The following is a 20,491-nucleotide window of genomic DNA, read 5'->3' as shown; positions in this document are numbered from 1 at the left end:
ATCTTGAATTAAAGGTTATTATATTCTATTTATTCTTTTTTGTCAATTTTGCCTAATGTGTAAGGCTATTGTTTAATCACCCAGTTTGATATACTAAAGAAAAAATTAAAGTAGTGACCTCATGAGATTTAGCCAAAGATTTTTGAAATACATATTCATCGTTATTTTACCATTAATCATTTTAACTATCATTTATTGGGTATATTTTGATCATTCCATTCAAAAAGAGAGGCAATCCCATGCTGAAAGAATTGGATTTGTTTATCAAAAATATATCGACCAAGTTATCAGTGAAACCAAGGAAAATGTGGGATTGTTAAGTCTCGGTGCCAATCGTCCATATATGGACGATCGTACAAAGAATCAAATGTTACACTCCATTAAAAATACAGACTCAAGGTACGCAGATATATACCTGTTGAATGAAGAAGGAATCGCCATACATAGTACAAGCGAGCAGGACACCCCTTCCAAATTGATCAATCAAGAAGATATGGACCTAGCTATAAATACTCATAAACCTGTAGTAGTCAGTATACCGGAACTTGATGACTTGAATTGTGACTGTTTCACCGTTTTTTCCTCTTTATTGGACAATAGTGAAAAAGTACAGGGGTTTTTAATGGTACATATCGAACTCGATTATTTAGAGAATATCATGAAAACGCTTATACCCGATGAGACGGTTAAACTCCAAGCGGGCAACGGCAATAGGCTTCTTGATATTAATATAGGAGAAGTTACTCCAAACTCTAGATGGGTGAGCTTTCCCTTATCAGAAGTCGATTGGTCTCTATCAGTTAAAATGCCAGAAAAGGTCTATTCCGATCACGTCAATACATTCTATTCTTTTATAGTTTTCACCTTCATCATTACTAATGTGATTTATTTCATTGTTTACGAGTTACTCTTTCGCAAGGAATCCATGAAGGAAAAAAAACTATTCGATAATCAAAAATTGAATTTCGTAGGTACGCTTGCCGCCAGTACTGCACATGAAATCAAAAATCCACTTACAGGCATTAAAGGACTCGTCCAATTGCTTAATGAAAAACACCAAGATGAGCAAGACCAATTCTATTATTCTGTCATCATGAAGGAGATAGAGCGGATAAATAGCATTGTCAGTGAGTTTTTAGTTTTAGGAAAACCAATGGTGCAACAGTTGTCGCCATATGATGTCCGTGGTATCGTTGCCGAATTAAGACCAATAATAGAATCTGAAGCCCATTATTACAAAATAGAATTGGAATGGGATATAGCTAGGTCACCGCTACCTGTATATTGTACAAAGGACCAACTAAAGCAGGTCATACTTAATATAGCCAAAAATGGGTTTGAGGCTATGGAACAGGGTCAAAAGCTAAACATACATATTTATCAAAAAAAGCAAGAAGCTATAATAGAAATAACCGACTCTGGACATGGGTTGGAAGCAAATGAAATCCTTAAAGTATTCGAGCCTTTCTATACTTCCAAGCAGGAAGGGACAGGTTTAGGACTTTTCGTATGCAAGAGAATCATCGAACTTTTCAAAGGTACAATTGAGGTTACAAGTAAGCCCTTAGAGGGTACAACATTTACGATTAGTTTACCCACCTTAAAAGGGGACTGTATTCAATAATGAAATCCCCTTCTATAAACAGTATGGCCCTTTATTTATTAGCACTAAGAGTATATAAGATTCTAGTTTAGAAAGAAGGAAAATACATATGGCGAGTACCACTCCAACAAAACTTATGCCTAAAAATCAAGAGATGACCCTCAAGATCATGATTATCATTGGCATATGTCATTTAATGAACGATTCCCTTCAGGCCGTGGTACCGGCCATGTTTCCCATCCTAGAAGAATCAATGTCCCTAACTTATACTCAGCTTGGCATGATTGCCTTCTGCCTGAATATCGTCTCCTCTCTTTTACAGCCGGCGGTCGGTTTTTATACAGATAAAAAGCCTCTGCCTTATGCCTTGCCAATCGGATTGACCAGCACTTTAATTGGAGTCATTATCCTAGCTCTAGCACCAAACTATACAATCATACTTGGGGCTGTCGTTCTAATGGGCCTTGGATCGGCAATCTTCCACCCAGAAGGCTCACGGGTTGCATACATGGCAGGAGGCCCTAGACGAGGTCTGGCTCAATCCATTTATCAGGTAGGGGGAAACAGTGGTCAAGCTCTTGCTCCTCTCATCACTGCTATCATCCTTGTTCCATTCGGCCAAAATGGAGCTCTCTGGTTTGCTTTCGTTGCCTTTGCGGCAGTTATGCTATTACTGTACATTGCCAAGTGGTATTCTCACAGGCTCGTGCATTTTCAGCCTAAAACTCTTGCTGCCAAAGTCCATAATAAGGATCGTACCAATAAAGTGGCCAAAGCATTGATCTTAATTTTATTCATTATCTTCGCCCGCTCCTGGTATGTATCTTGCATGACAAATTTTTATAGTTTCTACTTGATTGAACAGCACTTATTCACGATAAAAGCAGCACAAATCTTTCTTTTCGCATTTTTAGCCGCAGGAGCAGTGGGGACATTTTTCGGTGGGCCACTCGCAGACCGCTTCGGACGAAAAAACGTGATTCTTTTTTCCTTTGCTGCAAGTGCACCTTTAACGGCTCTTTTGCCATTCGTCCCACCCACTGCAGCCTTTATTCTATTGTTAGCCGCTGGATTGATCATCATGAGCAGTTTTTCCGTTACCGTGATTTATGCTCAGGAATTAGTTCCGGGTAAAGTAGGGACGATGGCTGGCCTGACTGTGGGACTCGCTTTTGGCATGGGGGCGATTGGATCTGTTTCACTGGGGGCGATTGCCGATATTATCGGAATTGCAGCCATGATAAAAATTGTAGGGTTCTTACCACTGCTAGGTATTATAAGCATGATGTTGCCATCTGATTTGATGTTAAAAAAATGGCATGCCGGAACATAAACCATCCACAAACATACCCGATCATACTGGAACCAAATCGGATATTCGAAATACAATAAATTATTGTTTTACCCAGAAAATACAAACTAGAACTGACAAGAACATGGAAAGGAGAAATTCATGAGTGAAGTTTTATTAGGCAGTATCCTTTCTGCTATGTCTACTGGAGCCGGTGCGCTACCGATCCTTTTCATTAGAGGTTCCATTACCCATCGTTTCAGAGACACACTTTTAGCATTCACGGCTGGAATCATGATGGCTGCATCGATGCTAAGCCTGATTCCAGAGTCTTTAGCTACCGGGGGCTATATTCAACTTGTTATCGGAGTTTTCCTTGGGGTTCTAACTTTGACGATGATGGAAAAGAACATTCCACACATTGATCTAGGCCATACGAAAAGTGGCATCCAATTTGATGAAAAAGCTTTACTCATCGTTACAGCCATCACACTGCACAATATTCCGGAAGGCCTCTCGGTCGGAGTCAGTTATGCATCAAATGCTCCTGATACAGGGAATTTGATAGCTTTTGCAATAGGTCTGCAAAATGCTCCGGAAGGCTTGCTTGTTGCCTTGTTCTTGATCAATCAAAAGATAGGGAAGATCTTGGCCTTCATTATTGCCACCTTAACCGGCGCTATAGAAATAGTAACAGGCCTATTGGGTTATTATTTAACCTCTTATATCGATTTCCTCGTCCCTTATGGTCTCGCCTTCGCGGCTGGAGCCATGCTTTTCATCGTCTACAAAGAATTGATTCCCGAAAGTCACGGGGATGGCAATGAGCGGTCCTCCACATATTCCTTCATTGTCGGACTCTTATTTATGGTGATTTTATTAGAAATCCTATGATATTTGAACACTATAAAGGCTGACTCTTTTATGGGAGTCAGCCCTTTTTCATATAGCCAAAGTTGATAATTTATCAAGCTGACTGTTAAGAATATATCTTCTGACGTAAAATAAGTCTTTGACGGAAACACCTACGAAGCTACCTCCATACCGATATAGATCATCCACCTTCTGAGCATTCTGAATCCTGATTGTAAAATGATTCATGACATCTTCAAGCATGAAGCTTATCATATGTAACTCCGTATTCATTAATTTATTTTCACTTGAAAACCCTATACCCTTTATGCTTAAATCAATCAGTCGAACCCTCTCGATTTTTGTCCCGAACTGAACTTGTCCATCCACAATATAAGAGACCCTTGCCGCTCTCCTCCGTTCACTATCCTGAAGAGATTTGAACCAAGGAACGAATAAATATAAATTATTATCTTGCTTTTTTATGATTTTCGTTTCGAATTTTTGAGATTCATACAGGCAGATTACAGTATCTCCAGAATTAAACTGGTCTGGATTCTTGACAATGACATTCATTAATTCTCCTTCTATAAAAAATAGAGCTGCCTGGCTAATCTCCCCTCTTATTAATATTTTTATATATTCCATCTTGACCTCAATTTCAAGTTAATCACCGCTACCCTAAGTTAAAAATTATTGTCCATTATCCTCATATTCAAAATTTCATAGGAAGTAATCATTGTAAAAAGGTTCCTGTACGATGACAACCATTTCTTGTGCTTCCACCCTCATTTCTAAAGGCGTATGATGTTGCAGAATCAAATACTCATTAATCAGCTTATCCAGTTCCTCGCTGATACGAATGGTACGATCATGACTCATTCCATGTGTTTGTGCAAATTCTATCATTTCCCAACGCTTTATTCTTATTTCACTACAAATTGCTACAGCATTCCGACAATTCATACCTAAATTCACTACTCCGTCCTTTTTAAAGTTTGATTATAATAAAGAATTATTACAAAATATACCTTATATGTAAATAGGTTCGCAAAAAAAGACAAAACTTCTTAAATTGCGATAAAATCAAAAACACGACAAGACAGAAAATGCCGGAAACCTTACTACACTGACTTCATCCATTAAACCGAGAATGGTTCCTCTAAATAAAAAGAAATCCTTCTAAGACGAAAGATTTCAAGTCCCTACTTCTATTCAAATGGTCCATCTATCGAGTGAATGTCCCTTGTGCTTTACCTCTTAAAGGTAAGAATATATGGAAGCTTGTCCCTTTATCGACTTCACTTTCCACCTCTATATAGCCGTTATGTTCTTCTATGATTTTGTAGCTAACCATCAACCCTAAGCCGGTTCCTCTTTCCTTTGTCGTATAAAAAGGTTCACCTAACTTTTTTAGCTTATCCTCGGAAATTCCGTTTCCCTGATCGATAATCGATATACAAACGTGTTTTTTCGACACTTGACTCGACTTAATACGCACGATTCCTCCATCCGGCATAACTTCCAGTGCGTTTTTAATAATGTTAATGAACACTTGCTTTAACTGATTTGCTTCACAAAATACGTTGGACTCATCGCCCTCGAAGTCCGTCTCGAACCGGACATTATTAAGTAAAGCTTGTGCGGCTAATAACTCCAGTGTCTCCTTCATGATCATCTGGACATCTTGTTCCTGATATTGGAGCGCCTGTGGCTTTGCCAAGACCAAAAATTCTGTAATAATGGTCTCGATTCGCTGTATTTCTGAAGTGATGATATGAAAATAAGTAGAAAAATCCTCCTGGACCATGTCCTCAAGCAATTGGATGAAACCTTTTAAAGCCGTCATCGGATTTCTAATTTCATGGGCAATCCCTGCGGCAAGTTCACCAACGACATGTAACGTATCTGATTTCCTGATTTGTTCTTGCATCTCAAGATTTTTACTTACATCACGAAAAACACTTAAATTCAGATTGGAATATAGATTGCTCCTGGTTAAAAATTCAATATGCTTAACACTTCCATCTGCAAACTTTAGCGCAACGACGGAAGAATATATTCCTTTTTTATACACATCTTCCATATAGGCACTCAACTCATCTGCATTTCCCGGTATCTTTTCGATGAATTCCTGAATGGACAAAGATAGAAGACTTTCCTTGGAGATTCCCAAAATCACTTTCCCGGATTCATTAATGTCAGTAAATCCTTCTTTATTCCATAAAATTAATCCATCCATTGAACCCTCGAAAATCTTCCTGAATTTCTTCTCACTTTTCCGTAATTCTTTTTCTATCTCCCACCGTTCGGTTGCATTGCGAAAAATCGTTACATTATAACCATCACCCTCATATTTCTTTGCTGTTAATTCAAGCAACTTAATTTGGTTATTTGGCATCTTATAAAAAATATCGTCCCTGACTTGTCCGTCTCTTTCAAAGGTAGCGAGCATTCGCTTAAAATAATGATTTTTCTTAAAGATATATTTCCAGGTGTCACTGCCGATCATTTCTTCCCTCGTAGATTCAAATATTTTACAAGCTGATTGATTCACTCGGAAAATGATTCCGTCCTCATTCCAAAAAATGATGCCTTCCATGGACTGGTCAAATAACTCGGCAAAAATCCTTTCACTCGTCTCTAGCTTCTTTTCCATGATTTTCGATTCTGTAATCTTGGAAAACGTCGACTTGAAATATTCATTGCCGACTGTTGAACTGGTTGAAAAAGAAAATCGACAAGGCTTGCCATGAAGCGTTACCTCCAATTCACCCATCGACTTCAAAGTGGAAAATATTTTATCAACCCCTTTTTTTACGGTTGGCTCATATTCATACGTCATCAACTCCGACATTTTTTTTCCTATGAGCTCCCTTTTATTGATTTTGAGGCCTTCAGTGAATGCTGAATTCGCCTCCACTACAACACCTTGACGATCCATTAGGAGAATGCCCTCGCCTTCCTCCTCACCATTACCCAATAGTAGTTCCGGTGACATCAGATTTTCTTCCACCGGTTCGACTTTACTCACATCTTCCAAACGAAAAACACTCTTACCTTTTGTAAGTGTACCGATCCTAATAAACTCAAGCTCTTTCACGGTTCCAGTTAGAAGTTGTACCCTTCTCTTTCCTTTATGTGCACTTTTTAAGCTGCTATCCTCCAGAGAGTCAAAATCAAAGAAGGAACTTTCCTCAAGAAAGTCAGTCAGCCTCAATTCAGTCAACTTCTCCCTAGATAACTCCAGCATCAAACAGGCCGCCTCATTCACATAAGAAAAGCTCAGATTTTCATCCAGCATTATAAGGGGCTCTATAATTGAATTGAACATCTCTTCATATTCTTCAATGTGCTGATTCAACCTGATGATTTCCTGATTAGAGACAGACTCATACTCCACATTCATATTTACTCTCCTCTCATAACACACGCTTTTCATTCATTTAACACTTAATTCGACATTAACTCCAAATTCCCTCGCAACTTCAATAAAAACAGTAGAATAAAATTACTCAAATTCAAGAAGCCATCGCGAAAATTCATTTTTCATTAAGGTGAATTTAAGCCTTTTCAAAGAAAATGGATTTCATTCTATTTTTTTAGGGTATAGAAATACATTGCATCTTGCCCTTAAAATAAATTATTGGAGGCATCTATGAAACAACGTGATTTTTTCTTTGACAATGCTAAGTTCATACTGATGGGCTTTGTTGTTTTTGGACATTTGTTAAACACCTATATAAATGACAGTGAAACGATTTATGCACTATATAAAACCATTTACTCTTTCCATATGCCAGCCTTTATCCTAGTTTCAGGTTTTTTTGCGAAAGGTTTTTACCAGAAAGGATATTTAGGAAAGATCACGATGAAAATGATCGTGCCTTATATCATTTTCCAAATCATTTACACGGTCTACTATTATTTCTTATTTGATCGTTCATCCTTCAATGTAGACATGCTAAACCCGCAATGGTCTCTTTGGTTCTTGATTAGTTTATTTTGCTGGAATATCATGCTTCTCGGTTTCTCGAAACTGAAGCCTCTTGTTGGTATTGGTCTATCATTTCTTATAGCCTTATTGATTGGATATGTCGATTTCATCTCCAATTTCCTGAGCCTATCAAGAACCTTTGTATTTTTCCCTATGTTTTTAATCGGCTATCATTTAAAGAAAGATCATTTAAAGAAACTATTTACACCTAAAGTCCATATAGCCTCGATACTTATCATTCTTGTAGTATTCATCGGTTTTTATTTAAAATCAGACATCAACTACAAATGGTTGCTTGGCTCTAAGCCCTATTCGGAGATAGAAGAAGCCTCAATCGTTTCCCTGTTTAAACGACTTGGCTTTTACGGATTAAGTTTAATTACGGTGTTTAGCTTTTTATCCTTTATTCCTCGCCAACAGTATTTCTTTACCAACTGGGGTAAACAAACCCTTTATGTGTACTTGCTTCATGGCTTCTTCATTCGTTTCTTCCGTGAAAGCACACTCCAGGAATACTTTAGTAATACTGAAAGCTTTATCATGTTGGCGGGACTTTCCTTCTTGATTACAGTTATGCTTTCAAGCGAGATTATAGGTTCCATGGCACAGCCCATTATCGAATTAAAAATCTCCAGAACTAAACAGTTTGCAAATAAAATAAAAGAATATATTTAACCTTGCAAAGACCTCAAAGAATCTTCTATTCTATAAGGATATTGGAAAACAAGAAAGGTAGCCCTTTGGCTGCCTTTTTGTTTTCCAAACAACCCATCTTGACCATTACTGATTTTTCAAATGGTCTTGGCTATGGTAGAATTATTCGTTAGTGCTTGTTGGCTTTCAGAAGACATGTACACGAAAGGAGATAGGCGTTTTTTCACGCCATTTTTTATGAATATAATTATTAGTACTCTTAATGCAAAATACATCCATACATCTCTATCAATACGATACCTGAAGGCTTATGCCCAGCCCGAGTATGATGCCCAGCTTGCAGAATACACAATTAAAGACCCGATTATGAACATCGTCGGTGACCTCTATTCAAAAAAACCAGATGTAATCGGGTTCAGTTGTTATATTTGGAATATCGAAGAAACCATGAAAGTCGTAGCCATGCTGAAGAAAATCAAACCGGAATTGGTTATCATCCTCGGTGGACCTGAAGTCACATACGATGTCCATGATTGGCTAGATCAAATTCCCGGTGCCGATTTTATTGTCATTGGTGAAGGAGAAGTTACCTTCAAAGATTTACTTTCAGAAATTGAAGGGGAACAAAACTATAAGAAGGTTAGTGGAATTGCCTATCGTCAAGATGGAAAAAAAGTGATTCAGCCACAGAACGGTAAAGTGGACCTAAAATCCCTTCCATCACCTTACCGCTTAGAGGAAGACCGTCACGAATTATCCAAGCGGGTTACTTATATCGAGACAAGCCGAGGATGTCCATTTAGCTGTCAATTCTGTTTATCGTCGATTGAAGTGGGTGTCCGTTATTTCGACCGTGAAAAAATTAAAGATGACATCAGATACCTGATGGATAATGGAGCAAAAACGATTAAGTTTGTGGATCGTACCTTCAATATCAGCCGGAGCTATGCAATGGAAATGTTCAGATTCCTAATAGATGAGCATAAACCTGGGGTCGTCTTCCAGTTCGAAATCACTGCTGACATCATGCGTCCTGAAGTCATTCAATTCTTGAATGACAATGCACCTGCCGGATTGTTTCGCTTTGAAATCGGCGTACAATCGACAAACGATCACACGAATGATCTCGTAATGAGAAGACAAAATTTCGAAAAGCTAACCAGAACTGTTACGATGGTAAAAGACGGTCAGAAAATAGATCAGCATCTTGACTTGATTGCCGGATTGCCTGAAGAAGATTACTCATCATTCAGAAAAACATTCAATGATGTTTTTGCACTTCGTCCTGAGGAAATGCAACTTGGCTTCTTAAAAATGTTACGTGGCACTGGGTTGCGAATTAGGGCAGACGAACACGATTATATTTATAGTGATCACGCTCCTTACGAAATCCTTGGAAATAACGTTTTATCCTTTGATGATATTGTCCGCATTAAACAAGTCGAAGATGTTCTTGAAAAGTACTGGAATGACCATCGAATGAATCATACGACTGAGTTCCTTGTCGAAACAGTATTTAACTCACCATTCGACTTTTTCCAGGAATTCGGCACCTATTGGGATGAGCAGGGCTGGTCCCGGATTGGCCATCAGCTAGAAGATCTTTTCAAGCGATTAGAGCAATTCTTGGCTGCAAGAAATAGCGAGCAATTGAAAAACGTGATTGGACTCATGAAATTGGATTACTTTGCTAACCAAAAATATAAACCACGTAAGCCTTGGTGGGAAGCCTCTTTAGATAAGCAAGGCCGTTCAAGGATTTATGAAGAAGTTCTTCAAAATCCAGAACACCTTGGAGCTGACTTCAAGGACTTGCAACTGAACGAAAAGGAAATATTCAAGCATACATTGATTGAAGAGCTTCCTTTTGATCTAGAAAATTATTTAACAAATGGGACCATTATTGAACAACCATCGATCATGCTTGCTTATTTTGATCCAAGTGGTAAGGGTTCAAGTATCTTTTCACTTTCAAAAGCTAAAAGCACAATCCTATAATAAACAGGACGGACCCCAATTTTCGAGGTCCGTCCTGTTTTTATTTTTTATTATTCTTCGAAGCCAATATTTCATAAATCTTGGTTGCGTTCATGTCTGCACTAAACTCCATTCCGAATTCCGTGTTCGTACATATTGAGCTTTTTCATCAAGTTTCTCTAAAGGTTTACTTGTATGTTTATTCATTAACTTCTTCCTTTTCTGCCTTGCTTGGAATTACGGTTTGCACCCTTCATGACGTTCTCATCAGCTGCAAATTCATTAGAAAATTCATCAATGCCTTGATTCTTCTTTGGCGTTTTACTCGCTTTGACAGCTCCATCCACATTAGCTTTCCTTTTCATCATCATTCCACCTCTATAAAAAAGTTTACATATTAGAATGGGGTAATTCCGATCAAAATTATTCACGGATAATTTAAGATCAATCGCGTAAATTAATACTAAAACAAGGGGGATTACGATGAAAAAAAAGTTGGACAATCCGATTTTATCGGATACTCAGCCCCATCAAATCAATGCACCCAGCTTTAAGAATACCGGGATACAACCAGAAGCTCCTTTTGTGAATGATTACGGAGTGGTAATTGGAGATAGTAAATATGCCTCCGACAATTCACCACTTGAAAATTGGTCCGAAGATACAGATCCGGAAATCATGGCTGGGGATGAATGGGTCCACCCAACAAATGATATTGGTTGGAATTCTACCGAAAACCGGGAACTGTTGGAAGCAAAACGAAATCCTGAAGCTCCTTTTTTTCATCCGGATAAAGATGTCAGCATCGAAACCGATTAAATTTTTAATAGCGAGGGTGTCCTGCAACTCCAGGGCATCCTCGTTCCTTATTTTGTGAAATTATTTTCCCAATCGTTTGTCGCGAATTCATTTCTTTATGAACCTACCTCTGCTGCCTGTTCGACTGTTAGTTTCATATTACCTGAGACCACGTACGAAAAAAGCTCTTTGATATCAGCCTGCGGAACGTCCATTGTTTCACCCTTTCCGATCACGCAACATTATTTTACATTTATTACCTGTTCTTCGCAGTTTGAATGCTCCTATTTATCAACTCATGAACAAGGGTTATCGATCTTTTTGAGTTGCCAATTTTAAAGCGCCATTTAAATCATGTTTATTAAACAGCTGTCCATCATACTAAGATTGTAGAATTTTAAAGGCATTAACGGAATTTAATCTATAAAAGGTGCAAGCAGCCCAGGCTGCATCATTCAGTCTAAATGCATCCGTTTACCCTGAACCAAACAATTGATTAAGTATCCTGCCCCAAAAATCTTCCATACTAAATATTGGATCACTTTTTTGAGTCCAATAGTTTAATTCAACATCTGGATCAACCAACGAAGCACTGACAGTTTCAATTTCCTAATCAAAAAAATCGACCATCTCGCTTAAATTTCGGTTGAACGAACATCGTATTATTGATTTTATAGTTATAGTAAATGATTTGGGTTTGACTATAATGCAGTATAATTTTTGTATAAGCTTATTAGCAGGCCTACTTCCTTAATTTCCTCTGTCTTTGCGCGTTCGTATCGGGAAATCCATCCTCCTACCTTCCACTCCATAAACCCTTTAATAATGGATATTAATTCTAATCCTGTCTTTTTACATGGAATAGTATGAAGATCCGCAAAGATTTTCTATGATTTTGGAGAGTTTAAGAAATCTTTCAATGCATCTGGAAAAACGCACATTCACTTTTAGTTCTTGCATATGATACTTCCTATTTTTAGCGATGGGAGAACGCGGGTTTCCTCTTTTCCAAAAATGCAGCAACTCCTTCTTTCACATCTTCCGTTTGAAAAACGTCCTCAAAAAGGTTCGTTTCAAGCTCCAACCCGTGTGCGAGTGTCGATTCACTCCCTTCATCGATGGCCTTTTTAATTCTTGAAAGAGCCTGTAATGAATGCCTCGTCATTCGGGAAGCTAACTTCTTAGACTCCATTAAACCGTTTCCCTGTTCCACCACCTTATTTACAAGTCCAATTCTTTCGGCTTCTTGTGCAGTCAGTGGATCACCAGTAAAAATAATTTCCTTCGCTTTTGCATTTCCTACAAGTCTCGACAAACGCTGTGTACCTCCAGCCCCAGGAAATAATCCTAATTTCACTTCCGGTAAACCAATTTGCACGCCTGCTTCGGCAACACGCAAATCACAAGCTAGAGCCAATTCACATCCACCACCTAATGTTATACCATTTAACACGGCAATCGTTGGTTTAGGGAATTGATCAATTTTAGTTAAAATCGTATGGCTTTCTTTGACTATTTCCTTCATATTAGGATTGCCCATCATTTCTGGGAACTCTTTTATGTCCGCACCAGCAGCAAAGGCCATATCTCCAGCTCCTGTAATAAGTACTACAACGATTTCATTATCATCTGTAAGCTGTGTGAAAATCCCCAAAAGTTCTTGAAGTACTTGTTTGCTGATTACATTTAACGGGGGATTATCAATCGTCACGATGGCAAGCTTATTTTCTTTTACTACTTTCACTAAGTTCGTCATTCATTCTTCACTCCTTGATTTGTATAGTAATACCTTCTTTACCGGTTTTCCTACCTAATTTACCTTGTTTTACTTTTTCTTCAATACAGCCATTTCCACTTTCGCTTCTTTGTTACCAACAGTGTTCATCATAAAGGGATAAAGGGCCTTTAACGTCAAAAAGGTCTTACTTGTTCAATTTTCAGAATCCTCGAATCTGCCACCCCACTCCATGAATACGCCTTGTTTCGACAATGGTTTACCAAACGCAGTATATTTTGTATACGCTTACATAATTATTTAAGCGCTCATTTTGCTTCTCCAATCAGTCTCACGCAAATGTATCGGCCGCATCGTCATAACCAAAGCATTCATTTTATTTTAACGCCTAGTGCCTGTAATGGTACATGAATCATTGGTTGCATTTTAGTTGGAGCGCGTCTGGTTTGGTTTTATCCATGACGATGGGAATTTTACATCTCCGGTCACCCGTCCCTAATGACCAATAATGGCAAGATAAAGTACTGGCCCCGGCAGGAACCTACCCTGTATCCATATACAGCTCAACCCTATATAGCGACTACAACAGAAAATAAGATGGGAACGACCATTACTCTTCAAAACTCCTTCTACCTTATTTAACAAAACTATGTTCATCCTGCAACTTACGAAGCAGAAGATCTAATGTTAAAATTCCACAGATTCTCCTTAATTCCTGCCATTAACTAAAATAACCTCTCCGCTTTGGGAGAGGTCATCACTATTTAAAATTAACCAATTATGACACGTTCTTTAGGGTAATGATAGTTTTCTGTAACTTCTTTATGACCAATGATATACAGGAAGGAAGTAATTCCCACACGCCCAATAAACATAATAATCATAATAACAACCTTACCGATATTACTCAGTTCCGGCGTAATCCCCATCGAAAGGCCAACGGATCCAAATGCAGAACAGACTTCAAAAATAATCTGGATTAAAGTGAAGTCCTCACTGATTGATAAAACGAATATGGCCATAATGCATAGCAGGGAACCCATTATCATGACAGCAGTCGCTTTGCGAGTATCTTCAGGATGTATTTCCCTTTTAAATACTTTAATCGACTTTCTCCCCCTCATGAAGTTCCATAAAAAGAGGATCATGATGGCCAAAGTCGTTGTCCTTATGCCACCACCAACTGAACTTGGCGATGCTCCAATAAACATCATAACGCTCATAAGTAATAAGGTCGGTTCCGAAAAATCACTAACGTTCATTGTGGAAAGTCCGCCACTCCTCGTATTAGATGACATGAATAGAGAATAAAAAAGTGATTCATGCCAATTTTTCCCACTAAAGAAACCCTTTATCTCAAGTAGATAGATAAGAATGGTCCCTCCAATGATAAGGCCGAAAAAAGTTACAGACGTTAGTTTGGTGAATAAGGAAAAATGAAATTTATACGTTCGCGAACTATTTGACAAGAACTCTTTTAATTCAATCAAAACAGGAAAACCAATGGCCCCTAGCGTAAGGAGGATAATTGTGATAAATTGTACAAAATAATCCCCTTTAAATGGAATCATGGAGATTCCACTAATATCAAAACCAGCATTCGTGGTGGCACTGACTGCTAAAAAGAGGCCATTTATGAAAGCTTCTAACCAATTGGGATAAAAATTCAAAAAGTATATACCTAAAATGAGAGCACCAACTAATTCAATTGCGACAAAAATCTTAATTATTTGGATCAATAATTTAACAAGCCCAGAAAGATTCGTCTGATTTTGGTCAGTCATGATCAGTTGTCTTTCTTTAATCCCGATTTTTTTTCCTAAGATCAACCAGAAAAATGTTCCGAGTGTCATTATGCCAATCCCGCCGAATTGGAGAACGAACATTAAGATGAAATAGCCGGTCTGACTAAATACTTCAGGTGTATTGACTACAGTTAACCCTGTTACACTCACTGCACTAACGGCTGTGAAAAGCGCGTCCATGAAGTCCCACTCTACTCCAGGCCTCAAAGCAATTGGCAGACTTAAAAGGACAGTGGAGATCGTGACAGCCATAAAATAATAACCAACAATAAGTTGGGCTGGCGTTAATTTTGATAATAATTTTTTGATAGCACTCATGCAGAGTTTCCTTTCTTACTCCTGTGTAATTGATGATTGAAACCCATTCAAAAATCTATATTAGTGTACACTTTTTTTATCCTTTTTGCCATTACCTTTTAGTATCTGCCTTACCTGCAACAATAAGGTAAGGTTACCAAAAAGTTTGACAGCCCTACATAAGTAAAAACAAGCTTTTTACTTATACTATAATTACAGCGGCTAGAGCCGCTGAAAAAAAGGGGGATTTCAAATGGCTAACAGCAGTAACAAACTCCTTGTTCCGGGAATCGAACAAGCATTAGACCAAATCAAGTATGAGATAGCTTCAGAGTTCGGTGTCCAATTGGGCTCAGATACAACAGCTCGTGCCAATGGTTCAGTTGGTGGGGAAATTACAAAGCGACTGGTTCAACAAGCACAATCTCAACTTAAAGGTCAATAAAAAACTGAATATAATGGCTAAGAGCCCAGCTATTGCTGGGCTCTACTTCCTTTTTGATTATTGATTTCCTTTTAAGTCTTTATGATTGAACTGATTTCCTCTTGAATTTTGTTTTGGAGGGGTTTCCCTTTGCGAATTTTGCCTTATAGTTTCTTCATTTTGCACTTGGTGATTTGATACCTTTTCCTTCTGCCTCTGTTGCTTTGGAGCTTTTTCCTTTTGCTCTTGTTGCTTTGGGGCTTTTGCCTTTTGCTCTTGCTGCTTTGGGGCTTTCTTTTGCATTTGCTCCTTTGAGGCTTTTTCCTTTTGCTCTTGCTGCTTTGGGGCTTTCTTTTGCACTTGCTGCTTTGGGACTTTTTCCTTTTGCTCTTGCTGCTTTGGGGCTTTCTTTTGCATTTGCTCCTTTGAGGCTTTTTCCTTTTGCTCTTGCTGCTTTGGGGCTTCCGTTTGCCCTTGCTGCTTATTTATCTCTTTTTCTTTTGACATGTCTTGCTTTTTATCGTGAGACTCAATCTTTTTTCCCTTTACTTTCTCGTTGGTTTCGACTGCTTTTTGTTCAGTCACCCGTTTCTTTTTATGTATGGTTTCAGCTTCAAGTTTCGGGAATTCATTATGGCGACTATTATTTTCCTTATCGTTTATGGAACTTTCCCCTTGTGTCTCCTTATCCTTCTCTTTAAGATTCTTTCTTTCTTTATCTAGCTTCTTTTCGACAAATTTACCAGTTGATATGCCTTGCTCCTTGGCCTTCTTGCGGTCATTTTTAGTTGCTGGAATAACCTTCAGGTCTGATTGGGCAATATTCTCCTGTTTTGAGACTTTTTTAATTTCTGCTTTTAAGTTCTTATCTAGCTCTTTATTATCATCTAATAAAGTTGTTGAAACGACAATCTGTTTTTTCCCTTCCATATAACCAAGTTTTTTTGTCGTCTTGACGATACGATTGGTGACTATTTTAACGTTCTTGCCTTTCCAGTTTGAAATTTCCTTAATTACAAGCTCCCCATCTCTATTTAATCCAGTGAGTTTGAGGACCTCCAATTCGCCATTTAGTTCCAGTTCAATACTTGGGTTTACATCGAATGTCATATAAGCGGAGACATGTTCAGTAAACAATGTTGGCAGGACTGAAAAAAGAATAAGAAAACTAGATGCTACACTGAAAACCAGTGTTTTTTTTGCGGGTATTTTTAAGGTAGAAAAGGAAAACGTGAACTTCTGTTTAACACTCGAAAAGGAAATTTCTTCTCCGACCTTATAAGGCCGGGTTTGCCGTTTGGTCTTCAAAAACTCACCTTCTGGAGTCAAAAGGGTGACGAAACGTTTATTTATAGAAAGAACAACCCCTCTTTTCATCCATTCATCACCCCTTTTATATACTCCTTCAAGTAAAGGAAATCACCATTTAATATGATGGCCACAGCAATGATATACTTTCGGTTACGTTCGATGGTTTTTCGACTTACTTCCACCCTTCCCTCAAGCTGCTTAACAGGAAGACGTTTTTTGGTAAACAGGATTTCTTTTAACTCTTCATCCTCCATTACCATTTTAGCTATCATAACTGCTCCTTTCCTTGCATCAGCATGTTTAGGTGAGTTTTCGACAAGATCATCAAACGATAAGCCAAAATCCTGTAAATGACTGATATAAAGCTGAATTTCTTCGTTCCTTTTTTCCGATTCTACTTGCTTTTCATATTCCTGAATGGAATTTATATTATCAAAATAATGTTGGTTTTGATTGTCTTCATCGCCTAGCGCGATATCCACTGTCATATCTTTGCGCCTTGACTGACTCCGCAAATAGTCGATAACCCTTCTTTTCACAATGGTTTCAGCAAATGCAAGTAAGGAGCTCCCTTTTTCAGGGGAGTATTTGTCGATTGCTTCATTAAAAGCAATCAATCCAATACTGAATTCATCATCTGTTTCATATATGTAACGTCTGCAAACGGAAGAGACGGTTTTAGCTATAAAAGGCTTGAATGATTCTATGGTGTCGTTACGAAGGCTTTTATCACCTTGTTGAATTTTTAAAACGGTCGATTCTAAAGAACGCTTTTTTTTGAATGCTGTAAACAACAAACCAAGCATTTGGTCACCTCGCTCCTGTTGAAGGTCCAATTACACATCAACATATTTATCTTAAGCGGAGGGAGCCTAAAAGACAGTTCCAAAAGACCCATTTTTGTAAAAATAGCATATTAAAATATAATTGTAATATGAAAAAATACTTAGTTTTTTCTCGTTTATTACATATAAATTACGTAAAAATAATAAAACCTAATCAACGGGGCTTTTTTATAGGGTTATTGTCATTTTTATTACTTTAATTTAATATTCGACTCTTTATCATAAACTTCGATTTAGTGGTTATTTTTTTGTGGGTTACGTTTGAATTTCATGAATTGATTAGTAATCAAAAAAAGTCAGGCGTGATTTTCACGCCTGACTTTTTCATACTTCTTGTATTTGTTTTTCTTTTTTACTGGAAACGATCCACGCAACGACGGCAATCCCAATTAACACGGTCCAGAAAATCGATTTCCAAAGAGTTGATTCCGGAAAATGTTGTTCTAGAACTCCAAGCGAAGGATGAGCAAGCGTGTAGACGGCCAATTTTATCCCTACCCAGCCTACTATCAAGAAAGCTGCAGTTTCGAGCGATGGACGTTGATGAAGCAATTTGACGAACCCATTGGCTGCGAATCGCATAATGATCAATCCTATCATCCCGCCGAGGAACATGACCGCAAATTGTCCCCCATCTATGCCACCAACTTTCATCCAGCCTGTCGCCGGAAGCGTTACAGCTAATGCAACTGCTGCAAGCATTGAATCAATGGCAAATGCAATATCTGCTACCTCAACTTTAACGACGGTCATCCAGAAGCCAGATTGTTTCTTGGGTTTTTTGACTTCGGTCTCACCCTTACCAGCATATTTCTTATAAAGATGTTGTGAAGCAATGAAAAGTAGGTAAAGCGCACCAAGTGCTTGAACTTGCCAAACATCGACAAGGAAAGAAATAAGAAATAAACTTGCAAAACGGAAAACAAAAGCTCCCAATAATCCGTAAAACAAGGCTTTCCGCTGTTGATCTTTTGGTAAATGCTTAACCATGACTGCCATGACAACTGCATTATCAGCTGCGAGTATTCCTTCAAGTCCAACTAAGATAAGAAGGACCCAACCATATTCCAGTAATAATGAAACTTCCATTTATTCTACCTCCAATAGTTTGTATTTCCTCCCTACCGGCATTTGGCAAAATAAAAAGACCTCTGCCGTATAGGCAAAGGTCTTGCTGAACATGAAATCATGTCAACAAAGCCGATGAATGTCTCCATTCACGTAATGACGACTTTGTTTTAGGGCGAACCCTAACGCTACTCCCCTTTGATTAAAGGAAAATCAGATATTAAGTATATTAGTAGTATACGCGCTAAAAACGAAAAGAACAATCATTTTTTCGTTTTTCGTTTGGAAATCTTTAATAATTTCATATATTCTTTACCAAATTGGATCCAATTCGTTTTAGCAGAGAAGTAGTGTTGGAATAGCGATATAAACCTTGGGTATTTTCCTTCGTACGGATACCACTGGATTTCTGAATCCTTTTTCCCTTTATCCACCATGATCGCTTTTTCATGACAGAAAATTCGCATCCCCTGTTCTCCATGATAACGCCCGATGCCACTTTGCTTTGCACCGCCAAATGGCAGACCATGATTGGCAACCGTGATCAAAACATCATTAATGGTAACCGCGCCCGTCACTATTTGGCTGGCCACCCGATTGGCTTTATCCACATCCATACTCCAAACGCTTGAATTAAGTCCATACTGGCTCTCATTCGCAAGTTGAACCGCCTCTTCTTCACTATCGAATGGGACGATGGGGAGAATTGGACCGAATGTCTCCTCATTCATGATTTTCATTGAATGGTCGACATTAGATAGTATAGTCGGTGGGATGAAATAAGTTTGTCCAGATTTCCAATCAATCGGTTTGCTACCTGATTCGATTATGGCTCCCTTATTCAGTGCATCATCAAGGTGGTCGGCTACAATATCAAGCTGGGCCGGGAACGTCATCGAACCAACATCATCTGTCGATTGTGTACCCTGCCTTAAAGCATTGGTCTTTTCTTTAAGCAAATACAAGAAATCCTTATACACCGACCTCTCCACATAAACCCTTTCAACACTCATGCACACCTGTCCACTGTTGGTAAAAGCCCCCCACAAGGCCCCATTCACTGCACGTTCCAAGTTTGCGTCACCGAATACGATCATCGGGTCCTTGCCCCCAAGTTCAAGGGTGGTGGGGATTAATTGCTTAGCAGCGACTTCACCAATAATTTTACCGGTTCTCACAGAGCCTGTGAAAAATATATAATCCGGTTTTTGTTCCGTTAATGCTGCTCCAAGTTCTTTTCCCCCATGAGCAAATTGAATGACCCCATCGGGAAAGCCAGCTTCTTGAAACAAGTCATCCATGTTCACGCCTACTAAAGGGGTTACTTCTGAAGGTTTGGAAATAACCGTATTTCCTCCAACCAAAGCATTCAGAATAGGCACCATCGCCAGTTGGAACGGGTAATTCCAAGGTGAGATGACAAGTACGGTTCCTCTGGGCATATAATCAATGTAGGATTTCTTTCCAAATAACATTAAGGGTGTAGTTGCCTTATGCCTCGAAAGGGCTTTCCCTGCATGTTTTTCAATATGCTTGATTGCATCGATTGTTGGCATGATATCAGCGACTAATGCTTCAATCTTGACCTTCCCGGTATCCTTCGATATAGTTTCTGCTATTTCATCCATCTTATCAACCATCAATAAACGAAGGCGCTTTAAATACTTCAACCGTTCATTGACAGGTAGTTTTGACCAAGACACAAAAGCCTGTCTTGATTTTGAATATAGTTGAGGAATGGATTCCAATGGGGTTTCATCTAGCTCGGCAATCTTTTCCCCGGTTGCCGGAGAATATACTTCCCACTTTTTATGTAACACTTCCATAACTTATC

Annotated in this window: 17 protein-coding genes and 1 riboswitch; of the genes, 7 read left to right on the top strand and 10 right to left on the bottom strand. The window is 38.5% G+C overall.

Annotation, left to right across the window (positions count from 1 at the left end):
- The first annotated feature begins 121 nt into the window (after nt 1–121).
- The 3 genes from ACQKL5_RS06730 to ACQKL5_RS06720 all read left to right on the top strand — a co-directional run bounded on the left by ACQKL5_RS06730 (nt 122) and on the right by ACQKL5_RS06720 (nt 3,788).
- Nucleotides 122–1,624 carry an ATP-binding protein gene (locus ACQKL5_RS06730; protein WP_427607397.1) on the top strand — a complete coding sequence of 501 codons (1,503 nt, stop codon included), beginning with the start codon at nt 122–124 and terminating at the stop codon, nt 1,622–1,624.
- A gap of 88 nt (nt 1,625–1,712) precedes the next feature.
- Nucleotides 1,713–2,936, top strand: coding sequence for an MFS transporter (locus tag ACQKL5_RS06725; protein WP_427607395.1), 1,224 nt, complete (start codon nt 1,713–1,715; stop codon nt 2,934–2,936).
- Nucleotides 2,937–3,056: 120 nt separating this feature from the next.
- Nucleotides 3,057–3,788 carry a ZIP family metal transporter gene (locus ACQKL5_RS06720; RefSeq protein WP_427607394.1) on the top strand — a complete coding sequence of 244 codons (732 nt, stop codon included), beginning with the start codon at nt 3,057–3,059 and terminating at the stop codon, nt 3,786–3,788.
- Nucleotides 3,789–3,836: 48 nt separating this feature from the next.
- Here ACQKL5_RS06720 and ACQKL5_RS06715 read toward each other — a convergent pair whose 3' ends face one another.
- The 3 genes from ACQKL5_RS06715 to ACQKL5_RS06705 form a co-directional block, all read right to left on the bottom strand.
- On the bottom strand, nt 3,837–4,322 hold the full coding sequence (locus ACQKL5_RS06715; protein ID WP_427607392.1) for a PilZ domain-containing protein: 486 nt from the start codon (nt 4,320–4,322) through the stop codon (nt 3,837–3,839).
- 147 nt (nt 4,323–4,469) lie between these two features.
- The gene (locus ACQKL5_RS06710; protein WP_427607544.1) at nt 4,470–4,712 is read right to left on the bottom strand and encodes an aspartyl-phosphate phosphatase Spo0E family protein; all 243 of its coding nucleotides are present in this window, start codon (nt 4,710–4,712) and stop codon (nt 4,470–4,472) included.
- Nucleotides 4,713–4,974: 262 nt separating this feature from the next.
- Nucleotides 4,975–7,155 carry a PAS domain S-box protein gene (locus ACQKL5_RS06705; RefSeq protein WP_427607390.1) on the bottom strand — a complete coding sequence of 727 codons (2,181 nt, stop codon included), beginning with the start codon at nt 7,153–7,155 and terminating at the stop codon, nt 4,975–4,977.
- A 249-nt stretch (nt 7,156–7,404) separates the two neighbouring features.
- Between ACQKL5_RS06705 and ACQKL5_RS06700 the strand changes: the two genes are divergently transcribed.
- Both ACQKL5_RS06700 and ACQKL5_RS06695 read left to right on the top strand, forming a co-directional pair.
- The gene (locus ACQKL5_RS06700; RefSeq protein WP_427607388.1) at nt 7,405–8,418 is read left to right on the top strand and encodes an acyltransferase family protein; all 1,014 of its coding nucleotides are present in this window, start codon (nt 7,405–7,407) and stop codon (nt 8,416–8,418) included.
- Nucleotides 8,419–8,634: 216 nt separating this feature from the next.
- Nucleotides 8,635–10,395, top strand: coding sequence for a B12-binding domain-containing radical SAM protein (locus ACQKL5_RS06695; RefSeq protein ID WP_427607386.1), 1,761 nt, complete (start codon nt 8,635–8,637; stop codon nt 10,393–10,395).
- 185 nt (nt 10,396–10,580) lie between these two features.
- Here ACQKL5_RS06695 and ACQKL5_RS06690 read toward each other — a convergent pair whose 3' ends face one another.
- Nucleotides 10,581–10,739, bottom strand: coding sequence for a hypothetical protein (locus ACQKL5_RS06690; protein ID WP_402867950.1), 159 nt, complete (start codon nt 10,737–10,739; stop codon nt 10,581–10,583).
- Between the two features lie 118 nt (nt 10,740–10,857).
- On the opposite strand from ACQKL5_RS06690, the gene ACQKL5_RS06685 reads away from it, so the two are divergent.
- Entirely contained in the window at nt 10,858–11,193 is a 336-nt protein-coding gene (locus tag ACQKL5_RS06685; protein WP_427607384.1) for a DUF3905 domain-containing protein, read from the top strand.
- 955 nt (nt 11,194–12,148) lie between these two features.
- On the opposite strand, the gene ACQKL5_RS06680 is transcribed toward ACQKL5_RS06685, so the two are convergent.
- Together ACQKL5_RS06680 and ACQKL5_RS06675 are read right to left on the bottom strand one after the other, a co-directional pair.
- Nucleotides 12,149–12,928 (bottom strand): enoyl-CoA hydratase/isomerase family protein, encoded by a 780-nt coding sequence (locus ACQKL5_RS06680; protein ID WP_427607382.1) that lies wholly within the window; start codon nt 12,926–12,928, stop codon nt 12,149–12,151.
- A gap of 749 nt (nt 12,929–13,677) precedes the next feature.
- Complete coding sequence (locus tag ACQKL5_RS06675; RefSeq protein ID WP_427607380.1) at nt 13,678–15,030, bottom strand: TrkH family potassium uptake protein; 1,353 nt, start codon at nt 15,028–15,030, stop codon at nt 13,678–13,680.
- Between the two features lie 232 nt (nt 15,031–15,262).
- Between ACQKL5_RS06675 and ACQKL5_RS06670 the strand changes: the two genes are divergently transcribed.
- On the top strand, nt 15,263–15,454 hold the full coding sequence (locus ACQKL5_RS06670; protein WP_402968685.1) for a small, acid-soluble spore protein, alpha/beta type: 192 nt from the start codon (nt 15,263–15,265) through the stop codon (nt 15,452–15,454).
- Nucleotides 15,455–15,511: 57 nt separating this feature from the next.
- Here ACQKL5_RS06670 and ACQKL5_RS06665 read toward each other — a convergent pair whose 3' ends face one another.
- The 4 genes from ACQKL5_RS06665 to ACQKL5_RS06650 all read right to left on the bottom strand — a co-directional run bounded on the left by ACQKL5_RS06665 (nt 15,512) and on the right by ACQKL5_RS06650 (nt 20,483).
- Nucleotides 15,512–16,810 (bottom strand): anti-sigma-I factor RsgI family protein, encoded by a 1,299-nt coding sequence (locus ACQKL5_RS06665; RefSeq protein WP_427607379.1) that lies wholly within the window; start codon nt 16,808–16,810, stop codon nt 15,512–15,514.
- Nucleotides 16,807–17,550 (bottom strand): RNA polymerase sigma factor SigI, encoded by a 744-nt coding sequence (gene sigI, locus ACQKL5_RS06660; protein WP_427607377.1) that lies wholly within the window; start codon nt 17,548–17,550, stop codon nt 16,807–16,809. The genes ACQKL5_RS06665 and sigI overlap by 4 nt, the downstream gene beginning before the upstream one ends.
- A gap of 363 nt (nt 17,551–17,913) precedes the next feature.
- Nucleotides 17,914–18,678 carry a TerC family protein gene (locus ACQKL5_RS06655; RefSeq protein WP_427607375.1) on the bottom strand — a complete coding sequence of 255 codons (765 nt, stop codon included), beginning with the start codon at nt 18,676–18,678 and terminating at the stop codon, nt 17,914–17,916.
- A gap of 87 nt (nt 18,679–18,765) precedes the next feature.
- Nucleotides 18,766–18,866, bottom strand: a riboswitch (yybP-ykoY riboswitch).
- 54 nt (nt 18,867–18,920) lie between these two features.
- Entirely contained in the window at nt 18,921–20,483 is a 1,563-nt protein-coding gene (locus tag ACQKL5_RS06650; RefSeq protein ID WP_427607374.1) for an aldehyde dehydrogenase family protein, read from the bottom strand.
- Between the last annotated feature and the right edge of the window lie 8 nt (nt 20,484–20,491).

It is taken from the genome of Peribacillus sp. NPDC097675 (assembly GCF_050277655.1).
Classification (GTDB): Bacteria; Bacillota; Bacilli; order Bacillales; family DSM-1321; genus Peribacillus.
The sequence above is the reverse complement of the archived record's forward strand: the minus strand, read 5'-3'. Positions and strand labels throughout refer to the sequence as shown.